General features: G+C 60.1%; 17 protein-coding genes. 11 read left to right on the forward strand and 6 right to left on the reverse strand.

Annotated features, from left to right (window positions below):
- Positions 1-110 precede the first annotated feature (110 nt).
- The 4 genes from ycaO (at position 111) to pflA (ending at position 6,550) form a co-directional block, all read left to right on the forward strand.
- The gene (ycaO, locus tag ACRAWE_RS11385) at positions 111-1,874 is read left to right on the forward strand and encodes a 30S ribosomal protein S12 methylthiotransferase accessory factor YcaO (protein WP_063919125.1); all 1,764 of its coding nucleotides are present in this window, start codon (positions 111-113) and stop codon (positions 1,872-1,874) included.
- Positions 1,875-2,331: 457 nt separating this feature from the next.
- Complete coding sequence (gene focA, locus ACRAWE_RS11390; RefSeq protein ID WP_019454548.1) at positions 2,332-3,192, forward strand: formate transporter FocA; 861 nt, start codon at positions 2,332-2,334, stop codon at positions 3,190-3,192.
- 54 nt (positions 3,193-3,246) lie between these two features.
- The gene (pflB, locus tag ACRAWE_RS11395; RefSeq protein WP_019454549.1) at positions 3,247-5,529 is read left to right on the forward strand and encodes a formate C-acetyltransferase; all 2,283 of its coding nucleotides are present in this window, start codon (positions 3,247-3,249) and stop codon (positions 5,527-5,529) included.
- Positions 5,530-5,809: 280 nt separating this feature from the next.
- A complete protein-coding gene (gene pflA, locus ACRAWE_RS11400) occupies positions 5,810-6,550 on the forward strand; it encodes a pyruvate formate lyase 1-activating protein (RefSeq protein ID WP_063919123.1) in 741 nt (246 codons plus the stop codon).
- A 49-nt stretch (positions 6,551-6,599) separates the two neighbouring features.
- On the opposite strand, the gene ACRAWE_RS11405 is transcribed toward pflA, so the two are convergent.
- Positions 6,600-7,751 (reverse strand): MFS transporter, encoded by a 1,152-nt coding sequence (locus tag ACRAWE_RS11405; protein ID WP_025159681.1) that lies wholly within the window; start codon positions 7,749-7,751, stop codon positions 6,600-6,602.
- A gap of 163 nt (positions 7,752-7,914) precedes the next feature.
- Here ACRAWE_RS11405 and ACRAWE_RS11410 point away from each other — a divergent pair, with 163 nt between their 5' ends.
- A complete protein-coding gene (locus ACRAWE_RS11410; protein ID WP_432525355.1) occupies positions 7,915-8,280 on the forward strand; it encodes a DUF1801 domain-containing protein in 366 nt (121 codons plus the stop codon).
- A gap of 53 nt (positions 8,281-8,333) precedes the next feature.
- Here the strand turns inward: ACRAWE_RS11410 and serS are convergent, their stop codons facing one another.
- From serS to lrp, 5 genes are all read right to left on the reverse strand, one after another.
- Complete coding sequence (gene serS / locus ACRAWE_RS11415; protein ID WP_019454553.1) at positions 8,334-9,626, reverse strand: serine--tRNA ligase; 1,293 nt, start codon at positions 9,624-9,626, stop codon at positions 8,334-8,336.
- Between the two features lie 109 nt (positions 9,627-9,735).
- Positions 9,736-11,022, reverse strand: coding sequence for a replication-associated recombination protein A (locus ACRAWE_RS11420; protein WP_432525582.1), 1,287 nt, complete (start codon positions 11,020-11,022; stop codon positions 9,736-9,738).
- A 67-nt stretch (positions 11,023-11,089) separates the two neighbouring features.
- Positions 11,090-11,701, reverse strand: coding sequence for an outer membrane lipoprotein chaperone LolA (lolA, locus tag ACRAWE_RS11425; RefSeq protein ID WP_019454555.1), 612 nt, complete (start codon positions 11,699-11,701; stop codon positions 11,090-11,092).
- 195 nt (positions 11,702-11,896) lie between these two features.
- Positions 11,897-15,568 (reverse strand): DNA translocase FtsK 4TM domain-containing protein, encoded by a 3,672-nt coding sequence (locus ACRAWE_RS11430; protein WP_432525356.1) that lies wholly within the window; start codon positions 15,566-15,568, stop codon positions 11,897-11,899.
- A gap of 120 nt (positions 15,569-15,688) precedes the next feature.
- Positions 15,689-16,183, reverse strand: coding sequence for a leucine-responsive transcriptional regulator Lrp (gene lrp, locus ACRAWE_RS11435; RefSeq protein ID WP_004928318.1), 495 nt, complete (start codon positions 16,181-16,183; stop codon positions 15,689-15,691).
- Between the two features lie 223 nt (positions 16,184-16,406).
- On the opposite strand from lrp, the gene ACRAWE_RS11440 reads away from it, so the two are divergent.
- From ACRAWE_RS11440 to infA, 6 genes are all read left to right on the forward strand, one after another.
- Entirely contained in the window at positions 16,407-16,679 is a 273-nt protein-coding gene (locus ACRAWE_RS11440; RefSeq protein ID WP_157783378.1) for a hypothetical protein, read from the forward strand.
- 158 nt (positions 16,680-16,837) lie between these two features.
- The gene (trxB, locus tag ACRAWE_RS11445; RefSeq protein WP_019454557.1) at positions 16,838-17,809 is read left to right on the forward strand and encodes a thioredoxin-disulfide reductase; all 972 of its coding nucleotides are present in this window, start codon (positions 16,838-16,840) and stop codon (positions 17,807-17,809) included.
- A gap of 240 nt (positions 17,810-18,049) precedes the next feature.
- The gene (cydD, locus tag ACRAWE_RS11450) at positions 18,050-19,816 is read left to right on the forward strand and encodes a heme ABC transporter permease/ATP-binding protein CydD (protein WP_019454558.1); all 1,767 of its coding nucleotides are present in this window, start codon (positions 18,050-18,052) and stop codon (positions 19,814-19,816) included.
- A 2-nt stretch (positions 19,817-19,818) separates the two neighbouring features.
- Positions 19,819-21,558, forward strand: a complete 1,740-nt coding sequence (cydC, locus tag ACRAWE_RS11455; RefSeq protein WP_211130018.1) for a heme ABC transporter ATP-binding protein/permease CydC — start codon at positions 19,819-19,821, stop codon at positions 21,556-21,558.
- 29 nt (positions 21,559-21,587) lie between these two features.
- Positions 21,588-22,313, forward strand: coding sequence for a leucyl/phenylalanyl-tRNA--protein transferase (aat, locus tag ACRAWE_RS11460; protein ID WP_019454560.1), 726 nt, complete (start codon positions 21,588-21,590; stop codon positions 22,311-22,313).
- A gap of 105 nt (positions 22,314-22,418) precedes the next feature.
- Positions 22,419-22,637 (forward strand): translation initiation factor IF-1, encoded by a 219-nt coding sequence (infA, locus tag ACRAWE_RS11465; protein ID WP_002211347.1) that lies wholly within the window; start codon positions 22,419-22,421, stop codon positions 22,635-22,637.
- The last annotated feature ends 173 nt before the right edge of the window (positions 22,638-22,810 follow it).

The raw sequence follows: 22,810 nt of genomic DNA on the forward strand, positions 1-22,810 counted from the left end.
CTTTATCCTTAAAAAAACTGTGACTTTGCCGCCGCTTTAGGAATACGTGGAGCTCCGGCGTAAAACCCCGTATCATTGCGCGTTTTTAGTACGCGCAAAAAGTGAAGACAATGACGCAAACTTTTATCCCCGGTAAAGACGCCGCCCTGGAAGACTCCATCGCCCGTTTCCAGCAGAAACTGAGCGATCTCGGTTTTAACATCGAAGAAGCCTCCTGGCTGAACCCGGTGCCGCACGTATGGTCGGTGCACATTCGCGATCGCGATTGCCCGCTGTGCTTCACCAACGGCAAAGGCGCCAGCAAAAAAGCCGCGCTGGCCTCGGCGCTGGGTGAATATTTCGAGCGCCTGTCCACCAACTACTTCTTCGCCGATTTCTACCTGGGCCGGCAGATCGCCGAAGGCGACTTCGTGCACTATCCGAATGAGAAATGGTTCCCGATCCCGGCGGACGATACGCTGCCGGCCGGCCTGCTCGACGAGCGTCTGCACGCCTTCTACGATCCGCAGCAAGAGCTGAGCGCCAGCGATCTTGTCGATCTGCAATCGGGCAATGCCGATCGCGGCGTGTGTGCGCTGCCGTTTACCCGTCAGTCTGACCAGCAAACCGTGTATATCCCGATGAACATCATCGGCAACCTGTATGTGTCCAACGGCATGTCCGCCGGCAACACCGCTAATGAAGCGCGCGTGCAGGGTTTGTCGGAAGTGTTCGAGCGCTATGTGAAAAACCGCATCATCGCCGAATCCATCAGCCTGCCGGCGATCCCGGACGAGGTGTTGAACCGCTACCCGGGCGTGGTGGAAGCCATCGCCAAGCTGGAAGAGGAAGGTTTCCCGATCCTCTCCTACGACGCGTCGCTGGGCGGCAACTACCCGGTGATCTGCGTGGTGCTGTTCAACCCGACCAACGGCACCTGCTTCGCCTCGTTCGGCGCGCACCCGGACTTCGGCGTAGCGCTGGAGCGCACGGTGACCGAACTGCTGCAGGGCCGCAGCCTGAAAGATCTCGACGTGTTCACCGCGCCAACCTTCGATGACGAAGAAGTGGCGGAACACACCAACCTGGAAACGCACTTCATCGATTCCAGCGGCCTGATCTCCTGGGATCTGTTCAAGCAGGACGCGGATTATCCGTTCGTTGACTGGAGCTTCAGCGGCAGCACGCAGGAAGAGTTCGCCACCCTGATGAGCATCTTCGACAAAGAAGACGCGGAAGTGTACATCGCCGACTACGAGCATCTGGGCGTCTACGCTTGCCGCATCATCGTACCGGGCATGTCCGACATTTATCCGGCGGAAGACCTGCTGCTGGCCAACAACAGCATGGGCGCGCACCTGCGCGACACCCTGCTGGCGTTGCCGGGCAGCGAGTGGGAACCGGAAGAATACCTGGCGCTGATCGAACAGCTGGACGACGAAGGGTTGGACGATTTCACCCGCGTGCGCGAACTGCTGGGTATTGCCAGCGGCAAAGACAACGCCTGGCATACCCTGCGCATCGGCGAGCTGAAGTCGATGCTGGCGCTGGCGGGCGGCGATCTGGATCAGGCGCTGATCTGGACCGAATGGACGCAGGACTTCAACGCCTCGGTGCTGAGCCCGGCGCGCAGCAACTACTACCGCTGCCTGCAAACGCTGCTGCTGCTGGCGCAGGAGCCTGAGCGCGAAGCGGCGCAGTACTATACCGCGTTCGTGAAGATGTACGGCCAGGAAGCGGTTGACGCAGCATCCGCCGCCATCAGCGGTGAAGAGCGCTTCAACGGGCTGTTCGCCGTCGATGCCGATCTGAAAGCGTTGCCGGCCCACCAGGCGCTGCTGGCGGCCTACGAGAAGCTGCAAGCGGCCAAACGTCGCCACTGGGCCAAGGCCTAATGCCATCGGGGGCTGCCACTTTGGGAGTACCCCTGTTGCTGAACGCCGCACTCCGTTGCGGCGTTTTTATTTTTGCGCGTTATTTCAACGTATTCTGACTTATTTTCCAGCTGGGAAGTAGGCGGTTAAACGGCCATAAAAAGAAATAAACCGGCGATTGTTGCCGGACGGTGAAATAATAATTAACCGATAATTAAACTTTCAGCGACGAACAGCGACAAAACGTCTAAAAATTTAACTTTAGCGCCTGCGGCCCACCCTGCTTATTCAAAAAAATTTGCAAACATTAAAAAATTGTTTTTTCTTAAAAATCAGTTAATTAACCACAAAAACCACACAAAAAACACGTCATTTTGCCGCTCTACTTCCCCGCCTTATGATCCAAATCAAATTTTCCCCTATACTGCTTTGCTAGTATCTCATTGCGTTGTTTTAACCCTTAAGAGCGAGAGTTAGTTTGAAAACTGACAGCCCCTTCGATCTGATTTTACCTGCGGCAACGGCGAAAATCGCTGAGGATGCCGGCGTGTATAAAGCCACCAAACATCCGCTGAAAACGTTTTATTTGGCGATCACCGCTGGTGTCTTCATTTCCATCGCCTTCGTCTTCTACATCACGGCGACTACCGGCACCGCCGGCGTGCCTTTCGGGCTGGCGAAACTGGTCGGCGGCATCTGCTTCTCTCTCGGGTTAATGCTGGTGGTGGTGTCGGGCGCCGACCTGTTCACCTCTACCGTACTTATCGTCATCGCCAAGGCCAGCGGCCGCATCAGCTGGGGCCAGCTGGGCGCCAACTGGCTGAACGTTTATCTCGGCAACCTGGTCGGCGCGCTGTTCTTCGTGGCGCTGATTTGGTTCTCCGGCGAGTATATGGTCGCCAACGGCCAGTGGGGCCTGAATGTCCTGCAAACCGCAGACCATAAGCTGCATCACACCTTCATCGAAGCCGTATGCCTCGGCATTCTGGCCAACCTGATGGTCTGCCTGGCGGTCTGGATGAGCTACTCCGGCCGCACCCTGACCGACAAGATGCTCGCCATGGTGCTGCCGGTCGGTATGTTTGTCGCCAGCGGCTTCGAACACAGCATCGCCAACATGTTTATGATCCCTATGGGCATCGTGGTCAAACACTTCGCCACGCCAGAATTCTGGCAAGCCGTAGGGGCGGTACCTGAGCAATTCGCTCATCTGACAGTAAGCAACTTCATCATCGACAACCTGATTCCGGTCACCATCGGTAACATCATCGGCGGCGGTCTGCTGGTTGGGTTGACTTACTGGGTAATTTATCTGCGCGGGGGCCGCGAGCAGCACTAAGCTGTGAGTTACCGCGCGCAGAGTTAGAAATCCACAATCAAAGGTAGGTGTACAATGACCGAACTTAACGAGAAATTAGCCAACGCTTGGGAAGGTTTCAGCAAGGGTGACTGGCAGAATGAAGTCAACGTTCGTGACTTCATCCAGAAAAACTACACGCCTTATGAGGGTGACGAATCCTTCCTGGCTGGTGCTACTCAAGCCACCACCACCTTGTGGGACAAGGTTATGGAAGGGATCAAACTGGAAAACCGCACTCACGCGCCGGTTGATTTCGACACCAACGTTGCTTCAACCATCGTTTCTCACGACGCGGGTTACATCGCCAAAGAGCTGGAAACCATCGTGGGTCTGCAGACCGACGCCCCTCTGAAACGCGCACTGATCCCGTTCGGCGGTATCAAAATGGTCGAAGGTTCGTGCAAAGTGTACGGCCGCGAACTGGATCCGCAGCTGAAAAAAGTGTTCACCGAATACCGCAAAACCCACAACCAGGGCGTATTCGACGTTTACACCAAAGACATCCTGAACTGCCGTAAATCCGGCGTGCTGACCGGTCTGCCAGACGCCTACGGCCGCGGCCGCATCATCGGCGACTACCGCCGCGTGGCGCTGTACGGTATCGACTTCCTGATGGCCGACAAGCTGAACCAGTTCAAATCGCTGCAGGAAAAACTGGAAAACGGCGAAGACCTGGAAATGACCATCCAGCTGCGCGAAGAGATCGCTGAACAGCATCGCGCTCTGGCTCAAATCAAAGAGATGGCCGCCAAATACGGTTACGACATCTCCGGCCCGGCCACCAGCGCGCAAGAAGCGGTGCAGTGGACCTACTTCGGCTACCTGGCCGCAGTGAAATCCCAGAACGGCGCTGCCATGTCCTTCGGCCGCGTGTCCACCTTCCTCGACGTGTTCATCGAGCGCGACATCAAGGCGGGCAAACTGACCGAAGAACAAGCGCAGGAACTGATCGACCACCTGGTGATGAAACTGCGTATGGTGCGCTTCCTGCGTACCCCTGAGTACGATGAGCTGTTCTCCGGCGACCCAATCTGGGCGACTGAGTCCCTGGCCGGTATGGGCGTCGACGGCCGTACCCTGGTCACCAAAAACAGCTTCCGTTTCCTGAACACCCTGTACACCATGGGGCCGTCTCCGGAACCGAACATGACCATCCTGTGGTCTGAGAAGCTGCCGCTGAACTTCAAGAAATTCGCGGCGAAAGTGTCCATCGACACCTCTTCCGTACAGTACGAAAACGACGACCTGATGCGCCCTGACTTCAACAACGATGACTACGCCATCGCTTGCTGTGTCAGCCCGATGATCGTCGGCAAACAAATGCAGTTCTTCGGCGCCCGCGCCAACCTGGCGAAAACCATGCTGTACGCCATCAACGGCGGCGTTGACGAAAAACTGAAAATGCAGGTCGGCCCGAAAGAAGCGCCAATGATGGACGAAGTGCTGGACTATGACAAAGTCATGGCCCGCATGGACCACTTTATGGATTGGCTGGCCAAGCAGTATGTGACCGCGCTGAACATCATTCACTACATGCACGACAAGTACAGCTACGAAGCTGCGCTGATGGCGCTGCATGACCGTGACGTTTATCGCACCATGGCTTGCGGCATCGCCGGTCTGTCCGTTGCGGCCGACTCCCTGTCCGCCATCAAGTACGCGAAAGTCACCACCATTCGCGACGAAGACGGCCTGGCTATCGACTTCAAAGTGGAAGGCGAGTATCCGCAGTTCGGTAACAACGACGCCCGCGTCGATGACATCGCCTGCGACCTGGTTGAGCGTTTCATGAAGAAAATTCAGAAACTGCGCACCTACCGCCACGCGGTACCAACTCAGTCCGTACTGACCATCACCTCCAACGTGGTATACGGTAAGAAAACCGGTAACACCCCGGATGGCCGCCGCGCTGGCGCACCATTCGGCCCAGGTGCCAACCCGATGCACGGCCGCGACCAGAAAGGCGCAGTAGCCTCCCTGACCTCGGTAGCCAAACTGCCGTTTGCCTACGCGAAAGACGGGATCTCCTACACCTTCTCCATCGTGCCTAACGCGCTGGGTAAAGACGACGACGTGCGTAAAGCCAACCTGGCTGGCCTGATGGATGGTTACTTCCACCATGAAGCCTCCATCGAAGGCGGCCAGCACCTGAACGTCAACGTGATGAACCGCGAAATGCTGCTGGATGCGATGGAAAACCCTGAGAAATACCCTCAGCTGACCATCCGCGTCTCCGGTTACGCCGTGCGCTTCAACTCGCTGACCAAAGAGCAACAGCAGGACGTCATTACTCGTACCTTCACTCAAACGATGTAATGCGCCAGCCAGGCGGGAAACCGCCCGGTAGCAACGTCGGGCCGGTTCTTCCGGCCCTTTTCTCCCACCGCTCTCCCCTGACTCTGTGCGAGTCTGTTTTGCCGGACATCTATACTGAATGGATAGCCGGCAAAACAGTTATCCGGCAACTGACCGGCCGACAGGCATCATTACCCCCGGTGGCGGGCTCATCCCGCCGCTGCATCGCAGATACCTGGCCGGCGGCCACGCGCCTATTTTTAGACTGCGTTTGACAGTCAATATTGGAGAAAACCCCGCAATGTCAGTAACTGGTCGCATCCACTCCTTCGAATCCTGCGGCACCGTCGATGGGCCCGGGATCCGCTTTATCGTCTTCTTCCAGGGCTGCCTGATGCGCTGCCTCTATTGCCATAACCGCGATACCTGGGACACCCACGGCGGCAAAGAAGTGACCGTCGAAGAGCTGATGAAAGACGCGGTGGCCTATCGCCACTTCATGAATGCCTCCGGCGGCGGCGTGACCGCATCCGGCGGCGAAGCGATTCTGCAGGCTGAATTCGTGCGCGACTGGTTCCGCGCCTGCCATGCCGAAGGCATCAATACCTGCCTGGATACCAACGGTTTCGTGCGCCGCTACGATCCGGTGATCGACGAGCTGCTGGATACCACCGATCTGGTGATGCTGGACCTGAAACAGATGAACGACGAGATCCACCAGAACCTGGTTGGCGTCTCCAATCACCGCACGCTGGAATTCGCCCGCTACCTGGCGAAACGCAACCAGCGCACCTGGATCCGCTACGTGGTGGTACCGGGTTGGTCAGACGACGATAAGTCGGCGCATCTGCTGGGCGAGTTCACCAAGGACATGGCCAACATCGAGAAAATCGAGCTGCTGCCCTACCACGAGCTGGGCAAGCACAAATGGGTGGCGATGGGGGAAGAGTACAAGCTGGACGGCGTGCATCCGCCAAAAGCCGAGACCATGGATCGCGTCAAAGGCATCCTGGAAAGCTACGGCCACAAAGTGATCTACTGATTGGCGCACGCCACAAGAAAAAACCGGCTCATGGCCGGTTTTTTTATGCTCAGGCGGCGGCGAACGGCGTGTGGTGGTGATCCGGTTTCTGCTTTTTCAGCAGCATCAGCAGATAAACCAGCGCCACGGCGGCAATCATCACGAACAGCACGCGGTCGGAGTAGTTTTGCATCAGCAGCGCCGTCATCGATGGGCCCAGCAGGCTGCCGATGGTGTAGCTCATCAACAGCGCCTGGTTCATCGCCACCAGCTCGTGTGGCATCGCCTTCTCACAGGCCCAGGACATCGCTACCGGATACAGGGTAAAGCCGGCGCAACCGAGGATGAACAGCGAAGGCGCCATGGCATAGTTGCCGAGCATCGCCACGCTGGCGAGGATCACCACGAACACCTGAATGCGCAGCACCAGCAGACGCCCGTAACGATCGGCCAGGCGTCCAACCGGCCATTGGCCGACGATGCCGGAGCTGACCAGCAGCGCCATCCAGTAACCGACGTTGGCGTCGCTCATGCCCTGATGAGAGAGGTACAGTGGCATCAGGCCGTACAGCGAACCGAGCACAATGCCGGAGATGATGCAGCCGTTGATGCCAAGGCGCGCGCTGCGGCGTCTCAGCATCGACCACACCGCCGCCTGCTGCGGCTCATCTTCATGACGGTTGACCCGCGCGAACAGCATCGGCAGCATGGCGCTGATCACAATGGCGGTTACCCACGGCACCACGTGCAGCAATTCGGTCGAGGTCATGCTCAACAGCAATTGGCCGGTCACCGTTCCGAGGTAATAGACGATCATATAGGCCGCCAGCAGCTGGCCGCGGTTGCTCAGGTTGCCGCTGCGCAACAGCGCGCTCTCTACGATCACCCAAATCCAGGCGCAGCCGACGCCGGCGAAGAAGCGCCAACCCAGCCAACTCCAGAAATCGATCGACAGCACCATACCAGCGGTCGCGGCGGCGAATACCAGACAAGAAAGGTGATAGCTGCGGGTGAAGCCGACGCGTTGGATCAGTTTGCCCGCCACCAGCGTGCCCAACAGGTTGCCGCTGAAATAAGAAGAGCTGACCATTCCCACTTGCCAGGTCGACAGCTGAGCATGGGTTAACCAAAGGGGCACGAGCGTATTCAAAACGGCAATGGATACCGTGAGCAGCAAGAGGCCGCAGAGCAATAACAGCACCGGGCGGGAGTATGCGGACATAGTGAAATTGTGACCGAACGCGCAATGAGAGTGCGCGCATCATGCCACTGGCGATAAAAAAGTCAATCGCCTCTTATCATTCCACCGCACGATTTGTTTCCGGTTAACCGACTGAAAAAGCGCTATGCTCAGCGCAGTGCGTATTTGACGATAAGGAAACAGGATGAGTCAGGCAAATGATGCGGCGGTCGCAGCCCTGCTGGCGGACATCGGCAGCACGCACGGCGAGCTGCTGGAGATAGTGCAACAGGTTCGCCGGGCCGCTGCCACGAGCGGCGATGGCGTCACCGAATCGGTCAAATACGGTGGCATCATGTTCTCGCATCGCCAATTTTTCTGCGGCGTTTTCGCCTATCGCAACCACGTTACGGTGGAATTCGGCCACGGCTACCGATTGACAGATCGCCATCACCAACTTGAAGGCAGCGGCCAGTATCGGCGGCACATCAAGCTCCACTCACCCGCCGAGGTGAAAAGCAAACATCTGGCCGACTACATTAAACAGGCTTACGCGCTGGCGGCAGACTGAATTCTCGACATAAAAAAAGCGCCCGCAGGCGCTTTTTTCTGGTGATTGGCTGTTCAGCCGATATATTCCAGGCCACCCATATAAGGGCGCAGCACTTCAGGCACCTGAATACGGCCGTCGGCCTGCTGGTAGTTCTCCAGCACCGCCACCAGGGTACGGCCAACCGCCAGGCCGGAACCGTTCAGCGTGTGGACCAGACGCGGTTTCTTGTCGGCTTTGCTGCGGCAGCGCGCCTGCATGCGACGCGCCTGGAAGTCCCACATGTTGGAGCAGGACGAGATCTCGCGGTAGGTATCCTGCGCCGGCAGCCACACTTCCAGATCGTAGGTCTTGCACGCGCCGAAGCCCATGTCGCCGGTGCACAGCAGCACCTTACGATAAGGCAGGTTCAGCAGTTGCAGCACTTTTTCCGCGTGGCCGGTCAGCTCTTCCAGGGCGTCCATCGAATCTTCCGGACGAACGATCTGCACCATCTCGACCTTGTCGAACTGGTGCATGCGGATCAAACCGCGGGTGTCGCGGCCGTAAGAACCGGCTTCCGCACGGAAGCATGGCGTGTGCGCGGTCATCTTCAGCGGCAGAGATTCCTCTTCCACGATCTCGTCGCGCACCAGGTTGGTCAGCGGCACTTCCGCCGTTGGGATCAGCGCGTAGTTGCTGCTGTCAGCTTCTTCTTCCAGCGGACGGGTATGGAACAGATCTTCGCCGAACTTCGGCAGCTGGCCGGTGCCGTACAGCGTGGCGTGGTTAACCAGGTAAGGCACGTAGGCCTCCAGGTAGCCGTGCTGCTCGGTGTGCAGATCCAGCATGAACTGGGACAGCGCACGGTGCATGCGGGCGATTTGCCCCTTCATCACCACGAAGCGCGAACCGGTGAGCTTAACCGCGGCGGCAAAATCCAGCCCGCCGGCCATTTCGCCCAGGTCGACGTGATCGCGCACCGCGAAGTCGTACTGGCGCGGTTCACCCCAGCGGGTGACCTCCAGGTTTTCGCTGTCGTCTTTACCATCCGGCACGGCGTCGTCCGGCAGATTAGGCAACGTCAGGGCGTAATCGCGGATCTCGCTTTGCAGCGCATCCAGCTCCGCCTTGGCGGCATCCAGCTTGTCACCCAGCTCGTTCACTTCGCGACGCAGCGGCTCGATGTCTTCCCCACGCGCTTTGGCCGCGCCGATGGATTTCGATCGGGAGTTGCGTTCCGCTTGCAGCGTTTCAGTTTCTACCTGCAGAACTTTGCGGCGTTCTTCCTGCGAACGCAGCAGATCCAGATCGAGTTTAAAGCCTCGGCGAGCCAGTTTGACGGCGACTGCGTCTAGCTCATTACGCAGCAGATTGGGATCGAGCATGCTAATCCTGTGCTTGTTGTTATTGAAAGAAGTGTTGTTGTTCTATGCGGCTGATTTATAGCCGCATAAAAGAAGAGTGATACCCGCTAACCTTACCGCAACGGCCAGGCTAGCGGTAGCGTTTTGTCGGGCTATTTTGATCCTGCTCAGCCAGCCATGCCAACTTTTCGCCGATTTTCCCTTCCAGCCCGCGCGAGGTTGGTTGATAGTAGCGCGTCTTGGCCATTTCAGGCGGGAAATAGTTCTCGCCGGCGGCGTAGGCGTTGGGTTCGTCGTGGGCGTAACGGTATTCCGCCCCCAGCCCCATCTCCTTCATCAGCTTGGTCGGCGCGTTGCGCAGGTGTTCCGGCACGTCATAATCGGCCTGCTCTTTGGCATCGCGCATGGCGGCTTTGAACGCGGTGTAAACCGCGTTGCTCTTCGGTGCGCAGGCCAGATAGACGATCGCCTGCGCGATGGCGCGCTCGCCCTCCGCCGGCCCCACGCGGGTAAAACAATCCCAGGCGGCGATCGCCACCTGCATGCCGCGCGGATCGGCGTTGCCCACGTCTTCAGAGGCGATCGCCAACAGACGGCGCGCCACGTAAAGCGGGTCGCCGCCGGCGGTAATGATGCGCGCATACCAATACAGCGCGGCGTCCGGCGCCGAACCGCGCACCGATTTATGCAGCGCGGAAATCAGATCGTAATAACGGTCGCCCTTATTGTCGAAGCGCGCGCTGCGCTCGCCCGACACCTCTTTCAGCAGTTCCGGCGTCAGCACCCGCACGCCCTTGGCGTCTAACTCCGCCATGTCCGCCATCATTTCCAGGCTGTTCAGCGCCCGGCGCGCATCGCCGCCCACCAACTCCGACAGCAGGCGACGCGTTTCCGCCGGCAGCTCGACATTCTGGCCGCCAAAGCCGCGCGTCTTGTCGCTCATCGCCTGATCCAGCACCTGGCCGATATCTTCGGCGGTCAGCGCCTTCAACAGATAGACTCGGGCGCGGGACAGCAGCGCCGAGTTCAGCTCGAACGACGGATTCTCGGTGGTGGCACCGATAAAGGTGATGGTGCCGTCTTCAATGTGCGGCAGGAAAGCGTCCTGCTGGCTTTTGTTGAAGCGGTGCACCTCGTCGACGAACAGGATGGTGCGGCGGCCGGCGTCGCGGTTTTGCCGCGCCCGTTCGATCGCCTCGCGGATCTCCTTGATGCCGGAGGTCACGGCAGAAATTCGTTCGACATCCGCCTGACCGTAGCGGCCGATCAGCTCTGCCAGCGTCGTCTTCCCGGTGCCCGGCGGCCCCCATAAAATCATCGAGTGCAGCTGCCCGGCCTCAATGGCGCGCGGCAGCGGTTTGCCGGCGGCCAGCAGATGCTGCTGGCCGATGTATTGCGCCAGCGTGGTCGGCCGCATGCGCGCGGCCAACGGCTGGAACTCGTTCTGGGAAAAGTCGAGCGACAGATTATTACTCACTTGCACCTCACTGGCGCTGGTCGTCCAGCGTCACCCCCTTCGGTGGGGTAAATTTGAATTTGGCCGGATCGGCGGCGACGTTCTGCTGGCTTTTCAGCGTGTAGGAACTGCGCTGGCCGTCCTGCTCCACTGCGGCGAAGCTACGGATGGTACCGCTGTTGGTCACGCTGATGGCGAACTGCTTCAGATTGCCGCTGGCGGATTTCGGCGTCAGTTCGAAGTCATCGCCCTTTTGCTTCACGTTGTACTGTTTCCAGTCGCTGGCATTATTGCGGGTGATCAGCATGAACGGCGTATTGCCGGTGGCGTTTTTCAGCCAGGTCGCCGTGACCTGCTCAACGAACGGGTTGTAGAACCACAGGGTCTGGCCATCGGAGACCAGCACGCTCTCATCCGGCGACGTCATGTGCCAGTTGAACAGGTTCGGCCGCTTCACCCACAGCTCGCCTTCCCCCTGCTGCACCGCGGCGCCGTCGGCGCTGGTTACGGTTTGCGAGAAGCTGGCGTGGAAACTGTTCACCTTCGCCAGGCGACTTTGCAGATCCTGTGCGGCGTCGGCCAGCACGGAGGTAGAAGCGAATCCCGAAAGCAGACAGCAGGCAACTAACAGTTTTTTCATTATTCCAGATACCTTATGAAATGCGTTAACCGCAGGGCGACGCCGTGCGGGTCAAATCAACCCTTTACCCCGTTACTTTACCCGAAGCCGGCGGCCGGTCGGTAGGCCAATGTTCCGAGAAGAAACGGGTTTACGCTTCTTTGCACAAGGGCCGCTTAAGCGGCCCTTTCTTATTGAATTGCAATGGCTAAAGCATCAGTCATGCCGCGGCGGCGCCAGCACCTCGCGGTTGCCGTTGTGCCCCTGCTCACTGACGATGCCTTGCGCTTCCATCTGTTCGATGATGCGCGCGGCGCGGTTATAGCCGATGCGGAACTGGCGCTGTACGCCAGAGATGGAGGCGCGGCGTTTATCCACCACGAAATCCACCGCCTGGTCAAACAGCGGATCCAGCTCTTCGTCACCGTCCATCCCACCGCCGGCTCCGCCCTCGCCGTCTTCGCCGCCGCTGAGAATGCCCTCTTTATATTGGGGCCGCTCGCGCGCTTTCCAATCCTTGACCACCGCGTGCACTTCCTGATCGCGCACGAATGCGCCATGTACACGCACCGGAATCGAGGAGTTCGGCGCCAGATAGAGCATGTCGCCCATCCCCAGCAAGGACTCTGCGCCGCCCTGATCGAGGATGGTGCGGGAGTCGATCTTGCTCGACACGGTAAAGGCGATACGCGTCGGAATGTTGGCCTTGATCAGGCCGGTGATCACATCCACCGACGGACGCTGGGTCGCCAGCACCAGGTGGATGCCCGCCGCACGCGCTTTCTGCGCCAGGCGAGCAATCAGCTCTTCAACCTTCTTGCCCACCGTCATGATCAGGTCGGCGAATTCGTCGACCATCACCACGATGTATGGCTCTTTCTCCAGTACCGGCGGCGTGATGTCCATGCTGTCGGTCGGCTTCCAGAACGGATCCGGGATCGGACGCCCCATCGCTTCGGCCTGATCGACACGCTCGTTGTAGCCGGCCAGGTTACGTACGCCCAGGGCTGACATCAGCTTGTAGCGGCGTTCCATTTCGCCCACGCACCAGCGCAGCGCGTTGGCCGCGTCTTTCATGTCGGTGACCACGTCGGTCAACAGATGCGGGATGCCTTCGTAAACCGACAGCTCCAGCATTTTCGGGTCGATCATGATAAAGCGCACTTCTTTCGGCGTGGCCTTATACAAAATGCTCAGGATCATGGCGTTGACCCCGACCGATTTACCGGAACCGGTGGTACCGGCAACCAGCAAGTGCGGCATCTTACCCAGATCCGCCACCACCGGTTCGCCGGAGATGTCCTTACCCAACACGATGGACAGCGGCGACGGGTTGTCGCGGAAGGCCGGGCAATCCAGCACTTCGCGCAGATAGACCGTCTGACGTTTGGTGTTCGGCAGCTCCAGACCGACGTAAGGCTTACCAGGGATCACTTCCACCACGCGCACCGCCGAAGTCGACAGCGAGCGCGCCAGATCGCGCGACAGGTTGGAAATGCGCGCCGCTTTAACCCCCGGCGCCAGATCCAACTCGAAGCGGGTGATCACCGGCCCCGGCAGGATGTCTACCACGTCGGCTTTCACGCGGTAATCGGCCAGGCTGGCCTCTACCAGGCGTGCCTTCTGTTCCAGCGCGAAGGAATCGACCGGCTCCACCTCTTTCGGCGCTTCGGTCAGCAGATCCAGCGTCGGCAGCGGCGTGGTCGGCTTCTGCAGCGGCTGATCGTTGCGCATCAGGAACGGGTGAATCAAGCTGTCCATCGCCGGATGCTGCTCGGCCTGCGGTTGCTGAGACTGTTGCGGTGCCTGCTGCGGCTGCTGATATTGCTGCTGCGGCGACGGTTGATACGGCTGCTGCTGCGGCTGTTGGTACTGCTGCTGGTACGGTTGCTGAGGCTGGGCAGCTGGTTCCGCAGGCTCAAACTGGCCGAACGGCACATCGTCCTCTTGCTCGCTCTGCAGTTCAATGCGCTCTTCAAGCTGCGGCGACAGCGTGAACATCGGCTCGCTAGGGCCATCGTCCACCAAATCCGCCATCGGCGAGAAGCTGAAAGCATTGCGGGTATCGACCGCACTGGCGGCCGGTGCCTGCGGGGCAGACTCCTGCTGGCCGTAGCGCGCCTGCTGCTGCTCGGCGAACGCCTGACGCAGCACCGCTTCTTGCCGCGCCTCTTCGTCGTCCTGTTGATACTCTTCGCCGTAACGTTGGCTCTGCTGTTCGGCAAACGCCTTGCTCAGCTCGGCTTCCTGCAATGCACTCTCGTCATCTTGCTCCGGCGCGTAGCTTTCGCCGTAGCGCTGGCTTTGCTGTTCGGCAAACGCCTGACGCAGCGCGGCTTCTTGCAGCGCCTCTTCTTCCTGCGGGTTCACCGCCGCCGGCTGTTGAGGCTCCGCCTCGGCCTGGCGCAGCTCCTGTTCGGCCGCACGCTGCGAAGGCAGCTTGATGCCGTAAGAAGCCAGCTCACGACGGGTCGGGATACGCACCGGATTCGGCCGCGGCAACTCAGGGCCGATACCCTGTTTAACCTGCGGATTGCCGTCGCTGGTCGCAGTGAAAGCAGGCATGAAGGTGGCTGCTGCTGCACCCGCCGCGGCAGTGGCTGCTGCTGCACCCGCCGCGGCAGTGGCCGCCGCCGTGTCCAGCTGCGGCCTGGCGCCGGTGGCGCTGAAACCGCCCGAACCGCCGAGGTCGACGCTGTCGCGCTGCGCAGCGCTAAAATCAAAGGGAGAATGCGCCTGCGGTTGCGGCGCAGCCGGCTCTTGCCAGTTGCCAAGGCGCGGCTCATCGTCATCCTGATAAGGATCGACCGGACGCGTCGCCTTCGGCGCCGGCGTTTCTTCCGGGATCTCGAAAGAATATAGCGGCGGCGTAGCGTCTTGTGGCGGGGCGCTTACCGGGTGCTGGTTGACCGAGGCCGGGGCGGCCGGTGCCACCGTCACCGACGGCGCCTGAACGCCAACCGGTGCAGCAACGGGCTCGTGCACCGCCGCCGTTACCGCCGGTGCAGGCGGAGCCGCCGGCGCGATTGGCGCCGCTTCAGCGTCGACTTCGTCATCGTCGGCACGCAGGCCGCTGAGCAACGGATCGGCAGCGTCTTCCGCTGCCGCTTTGGCGCTTTCGGTGACCGAAGGCGCGGAGAACAGCACGTCGTCATCGGCGGCCGCGGCTCCGGCGGCGGTCGCGGCAACCGCTGCGGCGGCGCCCTTCCCTGCCTGCTCAGGCTCGTCGTCAACGTAACGCTCGTCATCCTCGAAATAGCGTTCTTCGCGGCGTGAGCGATTGGTCATCACCGTCGCGACGCCCAGCACCGCACCGCCGATCTTCTCGGCGATCACCAGCCAGGACCAGCCGGTAAACAACGTCAGGCCTGCCGCCCACACGCACAGCAGCGCCAGCGTGGCGCCGATGCCGTTGAACCACGGCAACATGGCGTTGCTCAGCAGGCTGCCGATCACGCCGCCGGAAGCGAAGTAATAAAGATCGTCAACGTTCAGCGCCGCCAGCCCACAGGAGGTGAGCACCAGCGCCAGAGTGCCGATAAGGCGCAGTGAGAGCGCGAAATAGTCGACGTAGTCCCGGTTGCCGCGTTGGCGGTAGGCCGCCCAGCACAGAACCAGCATGATCGGCGGTATCGCGTAGGCGAGCACCCCGAAGGTGAAGAACAGCGTGTCGGCCAACCAGGCCCCAACACCGCCGCCCAGGTTGTGAATCGGCTCATGCCACGCGGTCTGCGACCAGCTTGGGTCAGACGGATTGAAGCTGACCAACGCAGCCATGAGGTAAACGGCAAAAATCGCTACCACGATCAACACAGCTTCCAGCAAACGCCGGCCACTGCTGAGTCTTTTCAGGGTAACTTCTTTATCTTCTGTATATTCCTGGCTCAAGAAAGGCTCTCCAGGTTCCTGTTAGCTGACATAGCAACAGCGCCGAGAAGCTTCCCCGGCGCCGAAACTGTATGAATAAACAGGAGTGTAACCAATTTAATCAGGTTTTGCACCTGCACCTTACCGTGTTTTGATAACCAGACGGTTACTCTGTTTCACTTCTTCCATCACTACGTAGGTACGGGTGTCGTTAACCCCCGGCAAACGCAGCAAGGTTTCGCCCAGCAGTTTGCGGTAAGCCGACATGTCCGGTACGCGGGTTTTCAACAGGTAGTCGAAATCGCCGGAAACCAGATGACACTCCTGAATCTCTTCAAGCTTCTGCACTGCCGAGTTGAATTGCTCAAACACATCCGGCGCGCCGCGGTTCAGCGTGATCTCCACGAAAACCAGCAGGGACGCATCCAGATAATGCGGGTTGAGCAATGCGGTATAGCCATGAATGAAACCCTGGCGCTCGAGACGGCGCACGCGTTCTAAACATGGTGTCGGGGATAACCCCACGCGCTTCGAAAGCTCGACGTTCGAAATACGCCCATCCTTCTGCAGCTCATTCAGGATGTTGCGGTCGATACGGTCAAGATCTTTACCCGGGCGTTTCTTGTTGTCTGCCATTATTATTGTCTCTCTTATTTTCTTCCGTGCACTTGCCACACCCTAGCCAACGTCAATGTGTAAGGGTTCGTTCCAAGCGAAGACCCGATGCCTGTCATATGCTTCTTCACTACCATCATTCCACGCCGCGCAGCCTGTCTGTCCAACCCCGCGCAGCGCCGGTAACGACGTTTCGGTCGAGAAAAAATCAGCAAACGCTTGCGCGCCCTGCTCCGCACACCTGGTGCGTATTGCCGCCTTACGGCGTAAATACGTACGATTTGCTGGTGTTACGGGGATAATTTCTTCTTCCTATGATGTTTTCGCAAATGCGCAGCGGATTGTCAAAGTAAAAGAAGCAAAATCAGAACAACGTACCGTCATGAAAAGTCTGCATCCCATTTTTGGTTATGAATCGCTGGCAGATAAACCCCGGGCGGAAGCGGCTGAACTCGCAGAATGCGCCGTTTTTGCGCGGTGGATGATTCGCTGGCGGACGGCGGCTTTGATAAGTTAAATTTCTGCGTTCGGCGTACGATTTGCCGACAATGGACGCATTAATAGGCGACAACTATCATACAAATCGTTAACAACGTCGCCCGGCGCTTTTTTTACTGCGTCATTTTCCCTACAATCGGCTTCATTGTCCGCCATTGTGGAATAAAGAGGTTATTCATGGGCACGGCTAAACATAGCAAATTACTGATTCTGGGCTCCGGCCCGGCCGGTTACACCGCCGCCGTCTACGCGGCGCGCGCCAACCTGAACCCGGTGCTGATTACCGGTCTGGAACAGGGCGGCCAGCTGACCACCACCACCGAAGTGGAAAACTGGCCGGGCGATGCCGAAGGCCTGACCGGTCCGGCGTTGATGGAACGCATGCGCGAGCACGCAGAGAAGTTCCAGACGGAAATCGTCTTCGACCACATCAACAGCGTCGATCTGCAGCAGCGTCCGTTCCGCCTGTTCGGCGACAGCGGCGAATACAGCTGCGACGCGCTGATCATCGCGACCGGCGCTTCCGCCCGCTATCTTGGTCTGCCTTCCGAAGACGCGTTCAAGGGCAAAGGCGTTTCCGCCTGTGCGACCTGCGACGGTTTCTTCTACCGCAACCAGAAAGTCGCGGTGGTCGGCGGCGGCAACACCGCCGTTGAAGAAGCGTTGTACCTGTCCAACATCGCCGCCGAGGTTCATCTGATCCACCGCCGTGACAGCTTCCGCTCGGAGAAAATCCTGATCGACCGGCTGATGGAAAAAGTGAAAAGCGGCAATATCGTGCTGCACACCGACCACACGCTGGACGAAGTGCTGGGCGATGAAATGGGCGTGACCGGCGTGCGCATCCGCAGCACCAAAGCGGAAAACGAAACCCGTGAACTGGAGCTGGCCGGCGTGTTCATCGCCATCGGCCACAGCCCGAACACCGGCATCTTCGGTGGCCAGCTGGAGCTGGAAAACGGCTACATCAAGGTGCAGTCCGGCATTCACGGCAATGCGACCCAAACCACTATCCCCGGCGTCTTCGCTGCAGGCGACGTGATGGATCACATCTATCGCCAGGCGATCACCTCAGCCGGCACCGGCTGCATGGCGGCGCTGGATGCAGAGCGTTACCTGGACGGCATCGCCGGCGCCGAAGTCTGCTAAGACTTTCTCGTCATCAGCAAAAAGCGGCTCTCGAGCCGCTTTTTTTGTTTCTGCGTTCTGCAATCGCCCTCTCCCATCTGTTATAGCCACTTTCGCCCGCTTTATTCTTTTCAGTCTGCCGGGTGACGAGGTAACATGAGCCCTCGCTTGTTTGTCGCCGATTGCGCCAAACACTATTATTTAACAGTACGTTAACCCAGCCCGTAACAAACGGGCGCCGGCGACGCAGACGCATATCTGATGAAAAAAACCAGACAGCAACAGTTAACCCGTTGGCTTAAAACCCAGAGTTCGTTAGCGCAGCGTTGGCTGCGCCTTTCCATGCTGTTGGGGCTATTCAGCGGCCTACTGATCGTGGCGCAGGCCTGGCTGCTGGCCAGCCTGCTGCACGCCCTGATCATCGAGCACACTCCGCGCGAACAGCTGATCCCTTCGTTTATCTGGCTGATCGTCGCGTTTGCGCTGCGGGCGCTGTTGAGCTGGCTGCGGGAGCGGGTCGGTTTCCTGTGTGGTCAGGTGATCCGTCAGCGCATGCGTCAGCAGGTGCTGGATAAACTCCAGCAGCTCGGCCCCGCGTGGATCCAGGGCAAACCGGCAGGCAGCTGGGCCAGCATCATCGTCGAGCAGATCGAGGATATGCAGGACTATTACTCGCGCTATCTGCCGCAAATGTATCTGGCGGTGTTCATCCCATTGCTTATCCTGATCGCCGTCTTCCCGATCAACTGGGCCGCAGGCATCATTCTGCTGGCGACCGCGCCGCTCATTCCGCTGTTCATGGCGCTGGTCGGCATGGGGGCCGCCGACGCCAACCGCCGCAACTTCGTGGCGCTGGCGCGATTGAGCGGCAACTTCCTCGACCGCCTGCGCGGCCTGGACACCCTGCGGCTGTTCGATCGCGCACAGGCCGAAACCGCGCAGATCGCCAAATCCTCCGAAGACTTCCGCAGCCGCACCATGGAAGTGCTGCGCATGGCCTTCCTCTCTTCCGGCGTGCTGGAGTTCTTCGCCTCGATTTCCATCGCCGTAGTGGCGGTGTATTTCGGTTTTTCCTACCTCGGCGAACTCAACTTCGGCAGCTACGGCCTCGGCGTAACGCTATTTTCCGGTTTTCTGGTGCTGATTCTGGCGCCGGAGTTCTTCCAGCCGCTGCGCGATCTCGGCGCCTTTTACCATGCCAAGGCGCAGGCGGTCGGCGCGGCGGAAGCGCTGGAAACCTTCCTCAGCGCCGAAGGCGAGCAGATGGGGAACGGCACGCGGCAGCTGCCCGCCGATCAGCCGCTGACGCTGCAGGCGAACGAGTTGGAAATCCTGTCGCCGAACGGCGTGCTACTGGCCGGGCCGCTCAATTTCACTCTGCAGCCGCGACAGCGCGTAGCATTGGTCGGGCTGAGCGGCGCCGGTAAAAGCTCGCTGCTCAACCTGCTGCTCGGCTTCCTGCCCTACCGTGGGTCGTTGACCGTCAACGGCGTCGAGCTGCGTGAGCTGTCCGCAGAAAACTGGCGTCAACAGCTCAGTTGGGTCGGGCAAAACCCGCATTTGCCGGCGCAAACCCTGCGCGCCAATATCCTGTTGGGCTGCCCACAGGCCGACGAAGCGCAGCTGCAGCAGGCGGTGGAACACGCCTACGTCAGCGAACTGCTGCCCTATCTGCCGCAAGGGCTCGACACCGAAGTGGGCGACAACGCCGCCCGCCTGTCGGTCGGCCAGGCGCAGCGCGTGGCGGTCGCCCGGGCGCTGATCGGCCCGCGCCGCCTGCTGCTGCTGGATGAGCCGGCCGCCAGCCTCGATGCCCATAGCGAACAGCGGGTAATGCAGGCGCTGAACGCCGCTTCGCATCAGCAAACCACCCTGCTGGTGACGCATCAGCTGGAAGATACCGAAGACTACGACCAGATTTGGGTGATGGATGATGGGCGTATCGCGCAACAGGGCAATTACGCCACCCTCAGCGCCCAACCGGGCCTGTTCGCCAGTCTGATCGCCCATCGCCGCGGGGAGCTTTAATCATGCGCGTTTTGCTGCCGTTTTTGGCGTTGTATCGCCGCCATAGCCTGCTGATTAGCCTGGGCATCCTTTTAGCGATCGTCACCCTGCTGGCCAGCATCGGCCTGCTGGCGCTCTCCGGCTGGTTCCTGGCCGCGTCTTCGCTGGCCGGATTGGCGGGTCTGCTGACCTTCAACTACATGCTGCCGGCCGCCGGCGTGCGCGGCGCGGCGATCTTCCGCACCGCCGGGCGCTACGCCGAGCGCGTGGTCAGCCACGACGCCACCTTCCGCGTGCTGTCGCATCTGCGGGTGTTCACCTTCAGCAAGATCCTGCCGCTTACGCCGGGCGGCATCGCCCGCTTCCGCCAGGCCGACCTGCTCAACCGCCTGGTGGCGGACGTGGACACGCTGGATCACCTTTATCTGCGGGTGATTTCACCGCTGGTAGGTGCGGCGGCGGTGATCCTGGTGGTCACCTACGGCCTGAGCTGGCTGGATCCCGCGCTCGCCCTGACGCTGGGCGGCATTCTGTTGCTGCTGTTGCTGCTGGTGCCGCCGGTATTCTATCGCGCCGGCAAACCGATCGGTGGCCAACTCACCGCCCTGCGCGGCCAATACCGCACCGAGCTGACCGCCTGGCTACAGGGGCAGGCGGAGCTGGTGGTGTTCGGCGCCGTCAACGACTTCCGCCAGACGCTGAACGCCACCGAGCAGCTGTGGCAACGCCGCCAGTGGCAGCAGGCCTCGCTGAGCGGCAAGGCGCAGGCGCTGATGATCCTCGCCAGCGGGCTGACGGTGACGCTGCTGCTGTGGCTGACCGCCGCCGGCATCGGCGGCGATGCCGAGCCCGGCGCGCTGATCGCGCTGTTTGTCTTCGCCGCGCTGGCGTCGTTCGAAGCGCTGATGCCGGTCGCCGGCGCCTTCCAGCACCTCGGCCAGGTGATCGCCTCCGCCACGCGGGTCAAACAGATTATCGATCGCCAGCCGGAAGTGACCTTCCCGGCCGCCGGTCCGGCCGCCGCCGATCGGGCGCTGCTCAGCCTGCAGCAGTTGAGCTTCACCTACCCCGATCAGCCGCAGCCGGTGCTGCGCGACGTTACGCTCGAAGTCGCAGCCGGCGAACACATCGCCTTACTCGGCCGCACCGGCTGCGGCAAGTCCACCCTGCTGCAGCTGCTGACCCGCGCATGGCGCACCGACGGAGGAAAAATTCTGCTCAACGGCGAACCGCTGGAGGATTATGATGAAACCACGCTGCGCCGGATGACCACGGTCGTCAGCCAGCGGGTGCACATCTTCAGCGATACGCTGCGGGAAAACCTGCGGCTGGCCGCACCGGATGCCGACGACGCTCGCCTGAGCGAGGTGTTGCAGCAGGTGGGGCTGGGCAAACTGCTGGACAGTGACGGCGGGCTGAACGCCTGGCTGGGCGAAGGCGGCCGCCAGTTGTCCGGCGGTGAACAGCGCCGTTTGGGCATCGCCCGCGCGCTGCTGCACCCAGCCCCGCTGCTACTGCTTGACGAACCCACCGAAGGGTTGGACGCCGAGACCGAGCAGCAGATTCTGGCGCTGCTGCGCCAGCATTGTCAGGGCAAGACGCTGATTCTGGTGACGCACCGCCTGTATGGTCTGGAGCATCTCGATCGCATTTGCGTGATGGACGACGGCCAGATTGTCGAACAGGGCGATCACGCCACCCTGATGAGCCAGCAGGGCCGCTATGCCCGCTTTCGCAACCGTATCAGCAACCTGGCGCCGTAATCGGCCCGTAGAGGACACAGAGGCCCTGTATGCGCATCGTTAAGCTCTCCCCGCAGTCGCTGGCGTTTCCCTCGCCTGAGGGCGCCCTACGCGATCCTAACGGCCTGCTGGCGATCGGCGGCGACCTCACGGCGCCGCGGCTGCTGGCGGCCTACGAGCGCGGCATCTTCCCCTGGTACTCGCCGGGGGAAGCGATATTGTGGTGGTCGCCCGATCCGCGCGCGGTGCTGTTCCCGGCCGAGTTTCATCTCAACCGCAGCCTGAAACGCTTTCTGCGCCACGACCCGTTTCGCATCACGCTCAATCACGACTTCGCCGCAGTGATCGCCGCCTGCGCCCATCGCCCGGACGAAGGCACCTGGATCGGCCCGGAGGTGCAGCGCGCCTATCTGCACCTGCACCGTCTCGGCTACGCCCACTCGGTGGAGGTATGGCAGGATGATCAATTGGTTGGCGGCATGTACGGCGTGGCGCAGGGCGCGTTGTTCTGCGGCGAATCGATGTTCAGCCGCGTCACTAACGCCTCCAAATGCGCATTAATGGCCTTTTGCCGCCATTTTGCCGCTTATGGCGGGGAATTGATTGACTGCCAGGTGCTGAACGCTCACACTGCCCGCCTTGGCGCGCGTGAAATTCCGCGCCGTCAATTTTTGCAGCAGCTCAGCACCCTTCAACGGCGGCCCCTGGCGCCGGCGTGCTGGGAAGCGCAAGTCATATCCCCACAGCCGGTTGAACCGCCCTCCCCAGCAAACTAATTGGTGGAAACGGTGCAATGTTCACCGACACATCTTTACATAATGGGGGTTTTTCGGCATTATCTTGCCGGTTAAAAACTAAGGTAGTTAAACCTAGAGGATTCGATGGCCAAAGAAGACAATATTGAAATGCAGGGCACCGTTCTTGATACGCTGCCGAACACCATGTTCCGCGTTGAATTGGAAAACGGGCACGTGGTAACCGCACACATCTCCGGTAAAATGCGTAAAAACTATATCCGCATCCTGACGGGCGACAAAGTCACTGTAGAGCTGACCCCGTACGACCTGAGCAAAGGCCGCATTGTCTTCCGTAGCCGTTAATCGGCTCACCGCGCGCCACACGCTGGCGGCATCGAGGATGTAATCCCTCGGGAGCCCTTTCCGTTTACCCCCGCAGCGACGTTAAACAACGGGTTGCAGGTGCGCAGGTAAACTGAGAGGGCTCACTCGTTTCTGTTGTACGGTGAATCTCACCCATAAAAAAAGCGATGCCG

It is taken from the genome of Serratia sp. BFP-2025, assembly GCF_050880365.1.
Taxonomy (GTDB): Bacteria; Pseudomonadota; Gammaproteobacteria; order Enterobacterales; family Enterobacteriaceae; genus Serratia; species Serratia surfactantfaciens.